The 6000-nt window shown below is 61.8% G+C and carries 10 protein-coding genes; 4 read left to right on the top strand and 6 right to left on the bottom strand.

Annotation, left to right across the window (positions count from 1 at the left end; genetic code table 11):
• Positions 1 to 136: 136 nt before the first annotated feature.
• The 6 genes from FHT02_RS16725 to tnpA all read right to left on the bottom strand — a co-directional run bounded on the left by FHT02_RS16725 (position 137) and on the right by tnpA (position 4247).
• Positions 137 to 430: a hypothetical protein gene (locus tag FHT02_RS16725; protein WP_184090307.1), complete on the bottom strand. Its 294-nt coding sequence runs from the start codon at positions 428 to 430 to the stop codon at positions 137 to 139.
• 91 nt (positions 431 to 521) lie between these two features.
• Positions 522 to 1049 (bottom strand): DUF2059 domain-containing protein, encoded by a 528-nt coding sequence (locus FHT02_RS16720; protein WP_184090304.1) that lies wholly within the window; start codon positions 1047 to 1049, stop codon positions 522 to 524.
• A 258-nt stretch (positions 1050 to 1307) separates the two neighbouring features.
• Positions 1308 to 1586: a hypothetical protein gene (locus FHT02_RS16715; protein WP_184090301.1), complete on the bottom strand. Its 279-nt coding sequence runs from the start codon at positions 1584 to 1586 to the stop codon at positions 1308 to 1310.
• Between the two features lie 124 nt (positions 1587 to 1710).
• Complete coding sequence (gene tnpC / locus FHT02_RS16710; protein ID WP_184090297.1) at positions 1711 to 3360, bottom strand: IS66 family transposase; 1650 nt, start codon at positions 3358 to 3360, stop codon at positions 1711 to 1713.
• Positions 3361 to 3423: 63 nt separating this feature from the next.
• Positions 3424 to 3777: an IS66 family insertion sequence element accessory protein TnpB gene (tnpB, locus tag FHT02_RS16705; RefSeq protein ID WP_184090294.1), complete on the bottom strand. Its 354-nt coding sequence runs from the start codon at positions 3775 to 3777 to the stop codon at positions 3424 to 3426.
• A complete protein-coding gene (gene tnpA, locus FHT02_RS16700; protein WP_184090291.1) occupies positions 3774 to 4247 on the bottom strand; it encodes an IS66-like element accessory protein TnpA in 474 nt (157 codons plus the stop codon). Before tnpA ends, tnpB begins: the two co-directional genes overlap by 4 nt.
• Before the next feature lie 117 nt (positions 4248 to 4364).
• On the opposite strand from tnpA, the gene FHT02_RS16695 reads away from it, so the two are divergent.
• The 4 genes from FHT02_RS16695 (at position 4365) to FHT02_RS16680 (ending at position 5840) form a co-directional block, all read left to right on the top strand.
• Positions 4365 to 4583 (top strand): hypothetical protein, encoded by a 219-nt coding sequence (locus FHT02_RS16695; RefSeq protein ID WP_184090287.1) that lies wholly within the window; start codon positions 4365 to 4367, stop codon positions 4581 to 4583.
• A gap of 5 nt (positions 4584 to 4588) precedes the next feature.
• Entirely contained in the window at positions 4589 to 4855 is a 267-nt protein-coding gene (locus FHT02_RS16690; RefSeq protein ID WP_184090285.1) for a hypothetical protein, read from the top strand.
• A gap of 190 nt (positions 4856 to 5045) precedes the next feature.
• Positions 5046 to 5279 carry a Panacea domain-containing protein gene (locus FHT02_RS22295; RefSeq protein ID WP_184090282.1) on the top strand — a complete coding sequence of 78 codons (234 nt, stop codon included), beginning with the start codon at positions 5046 to 5048 and terminating at the stop codon, positions 5277 to 5279.
• A 108-nt stretch (positions 5280 to 5387) separates the two neighbouring features.
• Positions 5388 to 5840, top strand: a complete 453-nt coding sequence (locus tag FHT02_RS16680; RefSeq protein ID WP_184090279.1) for a hypothetical protein — start codon at positions 5388 to 5390, stop codon at positions 5838 to 5840.
• Positions 5841 to 6000 lie beyond the last annotated feature (160 nt).

The following is a 6000-nucleotide window of genomic DNA, read 5'->3' as shown; positions in this document are numbered from 1 at the left end:
CGAGGTCAGGTTCGACCCCGATCCAGGCATCGTACGTGAAGGGGCTGCCATTCCATCTGCTTTCGAAACGCAGCCGCCGCGATACACCATCTTTTAGCGTCCGCTTTGCGGGCGCGGAACGTCGTGGTGTGGGTGGTTAGCTGCCGTTCTTCGTCAGGTCGTTGGAAGGGCGCTTCACTACCTTTTCTACCAAGCGGCCCTGCGGCACGTCACTGGCGATCAGCCCAGTTTTCGCCATCAGCCAAAGCCTCCAAAGCAAGAAGACCATCCACGCAACCGCGATGACGACACCCGGAATGCGCCACCAATCGCCAATAATCGGGGTAGCGGACAGCGGAAATGCGCCAGCGGCATACAGCAACTTGCCCGCGTAGAGGCTTCCAGACTGAACCTCATCGACCCAAATTCGGAACCGCTGGTAGATCGTCACGAGGCCTCCTGCGAGACACCGTAGCAGGTCGCGCTGTGTCGGAAAGTGGGCGTTAGCTGCCATGACCCCGAGGCGGGAAAGAGGACGTTAGTTATTCTGCCAAGCTGGCTTGCGCCTCGGCCACAATCCCTTGCTCAACGTCCTCGGTGTTAGTGTCGGTGTACGCCTCCATGCGCCACCGGCCATCGAGGTAATGCCTACCGGCGGGGCTCTCCAAAAACGCTACGATGACAGCGAGTTCTTTCTCTGTGAACTCCCAGTTTACGTGATCGTCATAGGCTTGCTGATAGGCCGTACGATGCTTTTCGTAGGCTCTCTTGAGCGCCGACATCCGCCGTTCAAATCCGCCACGCAGATCTTCCATTGGCTGACTGCCGGGCTTGATCGGCCACATAACTCCGCCTGGTATTGCGTAGCGCTCAAGGAAGCTTCCACTATCAAGCTGCTCTTGCCGACCAACGGCCCTCAGAAACCGCCTGATTAGAGCACGTTTGCTCGCGCTCGCCGGTGTCTCGGTCATCGCAGAAGGGTAGGTCTGGTTGGGAGCGATCCGCCTGTGCGGCTCATCAGGGAGTGCGGTGCTCATCAGTGCTGCCATGCCAAGCCAAATTCCGCTCATGTCACTACGTTGAACTAGAACCGCGGTGTCCGCAATTGGGCTATTGTGTTGAAAAAGTCGGCCCATCAGAACATCGCGAAATATCTGAACTCTGAATACTTCTGGCGCGCACGATCGATGCAAAGATGGCGTGAACCTGGTTCTATCCCTGCGCCTTTACGCAATAAGATTTCGCGCTCCGACTTTTTCAACAGAATAGGGCGGAAGCGGTCGGTCTGCTAACAGGGCAGTGCTCCGAAAGCGGACACGACTTCGCTGTCAGTTGAGGCCCCACATCGCGGCACGATTGCGGGCAAGCTCGCCCATAAAAACGTCCAACGCTGCTAATCGTCGATCGATTTCCGCACTTGGCACGTCGTTCCAGACGGAATGGTCATAGTTGGCGCGAGCCGATTTCAGATCGTCACCGGCTTGGTAGCGCTCGGATATATACAGCGTTTCAAGCAAGTCGGTGGGGCGCTCACGCTCGCTTGTTTTAGCTACCCCATACTTGACGAGATACTCGGACATAATGCCATCGTTGGATGTGCTGACCATGATCTTCCCCTTTCATTGAGGAACATGGGTAGATAGTAACGGCTCGTCCAGAGCAGGTTTGCCTTTGCGACCGGTGACCGGCGGCAAAATGACCGCCATTGGGCGGGAGCCGACGGGCAGCTTTTCACTCAGTTTCGGACGACGCAGCTGCTGAAGCAGTCCAGTTCCAGGGCAGCAGCTCGTTAGTGCGATTGATGGGGTGACCACGCCCGACCCGCTCAAGCACATCGGCCAGCCAAGCCTGCGGGTTGATGCCATTGAGCTTCGCCGTCTCGAGCAGGCTGTAGATCGCTGCAGCTCGCTCACCACCGCAGTCCGCCCCCGCGAACAGCCAATTCTTGCGGCCCACGGCGATCCCGCGCAAGGCGTTCTCCGCCAGGTTGTTGTCGATCTCGAGCCGCCCATTCTCCGTATAAGCGAGCAGTGCCGGCTTGAGGCGAACCGCGTAGCGGAGTGCCTCGGCGAGCGGAGACCGAGCCGACACTTGGGCGAGCACGCCGTCTGCCCACTTGAAGAAGTCGAGCGCCTTCAGCTTCGAGTATTTGCGGGCTTTGCGGCGGTCCTCATGCGGATCTCGGGTGATCCGTCGCTCGACCTCGTACAGGTCGCCTATGAGCACCAGCCCCTCGCGGGCAATGGACCGAGCATCGGCCACCAGCACATCGTTTAGCTTGCGGCGCACATGAGCCCAGCACGCGACCGGCGTGATGAGCCCCGGCTTTCGATCAGCAGCATAGAGCTTGTCGAACCCGGCATAGGCATCGGCTTGCAGGAAGCCCGCAAATGTCTGGAGGTGCTCGCGCGGTCGTTCTCCCTTACGATCAGGGCTGTAGCGAAAGAGTGCCGCCGGTTTGTCGCTGGGCCGCCATCGTCGGTTATCGCGGAGATACACCCAGAGCCGCCCCGTCGCCGTCTTGCCGCTACCCGGCGACAGCACCGGAACCGGCGTATCGTCGGCATGCAGCTTGGGGCTGGCCATCACATGCTCGGCGATGCGGTCGACCAGCGGTTGAAGCAGCCAGCTGACCTGGCCCGCCCAGTCCGCCAGCGTCGATCGGCTGATCTCAACGCCCTCACGCGCGAAGATTCGGGACTGGCGGTAGAGCGGCAGATGGTCAGCGAACTTCGACACCACCACATGCGCCAGCAGGCCTGGCCCGGCTCGGCCGCGGGGCACCGGCAGCGCCGGAGCCGGCGCCTGACTGATCGCGTCGCAGCGCTTGCAGGCTAGCTTGGGCCGAACGTGCCGAACGACGTGGAAGCGGCCCGGCACATATTCCAGCACCTCTGTCACATCCTCGCCCAACCGGGCCATGGCGCCGCCGCAGCTGCTGCAACCATCCGCTGCAGGCGCAGGGTGCAGCACCTCTTCGCGGCGGAGATGTGCAGGAAGCGGCTGACGGCGAGGCTGGTCACTCTCTGAGGCTGGTTCCTCTGCCGTCCTGCCGGCGACCACGCACGTGGCATGCGCCTGCGCGGCCTCCAGATCCTCCAGCGACAGCTCCAGCTGATCCGCTAGCAGCAATAGCCGCTCCGAGGACTGGCCGAACTTCATTTTACGCAGGCGGGCGAGCTGGACCTTTAGTTTCTCGATCTGAAGCGTCGTCAGCTTGATGGCATTCTCGGCCGCGGTGAGCTGTTGGCGCGTCTCCTGGTGCGCGGTTCGCTCGTCCGCCAACGCCTGCTCGGAGGCAGCGAGCTTGGCCTGCATTGCCGCCAAAAGCGCCTTCACCGCATCGGGATGGTCGGGGATGTCCAGCGCGCCGGAAGACATGGTTTTCTATACCAGAACAGCGACTCGCGCCCAAGCAAAATGCGGGTTTTCTGCCGCTTTCCGCTACATCTGGACCGGCAGGCGTGGCGCCTCCGGAGCCACGGTACGACGCCAGTCCATCGCCTCGATCAGCAGGGCAAACTGTGCTGCGCTGAGCACTACGCCGCCGTTGACCAGCGGCGGCCAAACGAAGCGATGACGCTCGAGCCGCTTGGCGAACAGGCAGAGGCCGGTGCCATCCCAATATAGCGCCTTGAGATAGCTGCCTCTTCGGCTGCGGAAGAGGAAGACGTGCCCGGCATACGGCTCTTGGTCGAACAGTGGCCGCACCAGCGCCGCCAGGCCGTCGAAGCCGAGCCGCATGCTCACCGGCTTGCTCGCCAGATACACCTTGGTGCCCGGAGCGAGCGAGATCATGCCGTTTCCCGCAGTGCCCGCAGCACGCGAGCCAAGGTTTTCTCGTTTACATAGCTGTCGACGGAAACGCGCACGCCGCTCGGCAAGTCGATGTCGATGCCACCGGGGCGCAAGCCCGGGTTGGGTCGCAGCAGCTCCTCCTGTGTCGACCCTGTCTCGCGCGCCGGCGCACGGAAGGACGCAGTCGGCAGCTCAGCGGTCATTGGGGAGGCCAAGGCATTTGGATCGGGGGCGGAGCTGATCGGCACTTCGCCATACGGTATAAACTGGAGCGGCTCGCTAGCCAGGAGGGCCATGTCGCGCTGCTTCTTACGCCAACCATGGATCAGGCTGGGGGACATCCCCAGCTGCCGAGCGACACCCACGATGGTAGCACCCGGCCGATCGCATTGCGCCAGCACCGCCGCCCGCTCCCCGTCCGAATACCGTCGGCGGCGCTCCACATGCGTGATGACCTCCATCCGCCCCATGCGCACTCTCCTTTCGGAGTGCCAAAGGACACTCCTGAGTGCTCATCGCCTCGCGCAGCAGAGCTCCGACCGCAATACGGGTCAGGTCGGACGCTTACCGTCATGAACGGAAATCTGATGGTTGAAGCGCCGGTCGATATCGGGTCCGGCCGGTCGCTGCTGGATCAGCAGGGCCGCGGGGATTGGATCGGCAGTCTGGCTAAGCAGCAAAGCAGGACCGCGCCTCCCGAAGGACGGCAGCCCCGAGGAGTGCGGGCACGGCTGGAGACGCTCGGCGCTGACAGCGACACTTTCGGAGCGCTCGACGACGCCGAGCGCCCCTGGCTCCGTCAATGAGGATCATGGTCGCAGACGAGCGTCGGACGCGGTTCGGCGAGCTGGTGCAGGCCTATGGCAACTCGGCTGAGCTGTCGCGGGTGCTGGGGCGCAGCGACGGCTATATTGGCCGCCATCTGCGTGATCGGGTGCCCTACGATCTGCCGGACTATGACCGGCGCAAGCTGGCGCAGTTCTTCGGGGTGCATGCGGAGACGCTGAAGCAGCTGCCGCCGTCACCGTCGCGGCTTCGTTGGCGGCGACCGCGGGTCTCCGAATGTCGCGGATCATAACCGAAAGTTGAATGTTGGTTTGATACATTCCGTCTAACTTGAAGCGGCGCGCTTCGACAGAAGGGCGCTTTTCTGGCGATTCACGCTCATGGAAAGAAAGGAGGGCTTCGCAATGACCGCGTTCCCACCTTTGGCAATTGCCAATGCGTAGCTTGATGAAGCGCAAAGGCAGGGCAAGTCTCTGACGATCATGCAGCTTTTGAGGCTAGTTTACATCGCTCATGGCTGGTCGCTCGGCCTGCTGAACGAGCCGCTTGTAAATGAGGAACCAGAGGCATGGCAGCACAAGCCGGTGTTCCCGGCCGTTTACCGGGCTTTTCGGAAGTTTGGCGCTGGCGGTATCAGCGAGAGGGCAACTACTCCGTTCGGGCCAATTGCTAGTCCCAGCTCTCCCCGGAGCAGGCTGGCATCATCAGCTCGGTAGTCAAATCCTACGGCAATATGCACGCCTTCACACTGTCGAACATCAAACACCAGCCCGATACGCCTCGGTCTCAGACCTATCGCGCGGGCAGCTCGAATGAGATCTCGGATGAACTCATCGCCGCCCACTACAAGCTACTGGCCATGGCACGGCAGGCGCAAGCGCGGCCCTGAGGCTGAGTTCGACGCGATCATCGCAGGCGTGGCGACTCAACAGGAGTCCGCCGCGCCGGATGAGCCTTCAATTGAGATTACGCGGCTGACCGAGCGCGTAGACCTGCTCGTCGCTGACTTCGGTAGGCTGTCCGACCATAAAGCTGCGTCGGCCGAGTACATCCGTGAGTTCACCACCGAAGTGAATTGGCACCGCTGGACGCGGATCGTCGTGGCGGGCTCATGCGGTGTGATCGTGATCGCCCTGGCGGCACTGCTTATCGTCGTGCTGACCTATTCACGACAGATTTTCGGGGACAAGCCCGGGTATGCCCTGACAGCTCTCATCGTTGCCTGCATCAGCGGGATTGTCGTCATTACGATCGCGGCGCTTCGTGGAGCGTTCTGAACGTAAAGGACCGTAACGAAGATTTGCCGATGCCCGAGCATATCAAACAAGCCGTCGAGACTATGCACACCCTCTTGGGCAAGGCCAAATTGAAGCGGCGGGACGGGGCCGCACCGTCCGCGCAGGCGGGGGCTACTTCAATGCATTGCCGTGGGTTTGC

Source organism: Sphingomonas xinjiangensis (assembly GCF_014199255.1).
Lineage (GTDB): Bacteria > Pseudomonadota > Alphaproteobacteria > Sphingomonadales > Sphingomonadaceae > Sphingomonas > Sphingomonas xinjiangensis.
The sequence above is the reverse complement of the archived record's forward strand: the minus strand, read 5'-3'. Positions and strand labels throughout refer to the sequence as shown.

Bases quoted from the DNA above. Each gene is read 5' to 3' on its own strand.
- FHT02_RS16720 (WP_184090304.1), bottom strand. From the start codon at position 1,049: ATGAGCGGAATTTGGCTTGGCATGGCAGCACTGATGAGCACCGCACTC.
- FHT02_RS16715 (WP_184090301.1), bottom strand. From the start codon at position 1,586: ATGGTCAGCACATCCAACGATGGCATTATGTCCGAGTATCTCGTCAAG.
- tnpC (WP_184090297.1), bottom strand. From the start codon at position 3,360: ATGTCTTCCGGCGCGCTGGACATCCCCGACCATCCCGATGCGGTGAAG.
- tnpB (WP_184090294.1), bottom strand. From the start codon at position 3,777: ATGATCTCGCTCGCTCCGGGCACCAAGGTGTATCTGGCGAGCAAGCCG.
- tnpA (WP_184090291.1), bottom strand. From the start codon at position 4,247: ATGGGGCGGATGGAGGTCATCACGCATGTGGAGCGCCGCCGACGGTAT.
- FHT02_RS16695 (WP_184090287.1), top strand. From the start codon at position 4,365: ATGGTTGAAGCGCCGGTCGATATCGGGTCCGGCCGGTCGCTGCTGGAT.
- FHT02_RS16690 (WP_184090285.1), top strand. From the start codon at position 4,589: ATGGTCGCAGACGAGCGTCGGACGCGGTTCGGCGAGCTGGTGCAGGCC.
- FHT02_RS22295 (WP_184090282.1), top strand. From the start codon at position 5,046: ATGCAGCTTTTGAGGCTAGTTTACATCGCTCATGGCTGGTCGCTCGGC.
- FHT02_RS16680 (WP_184090279.1), top strand. From the start codon at position 5,388: ATGAACTCATCGCCGCCCACTACAAGCTACTGGCCATGGCACGGCAGG.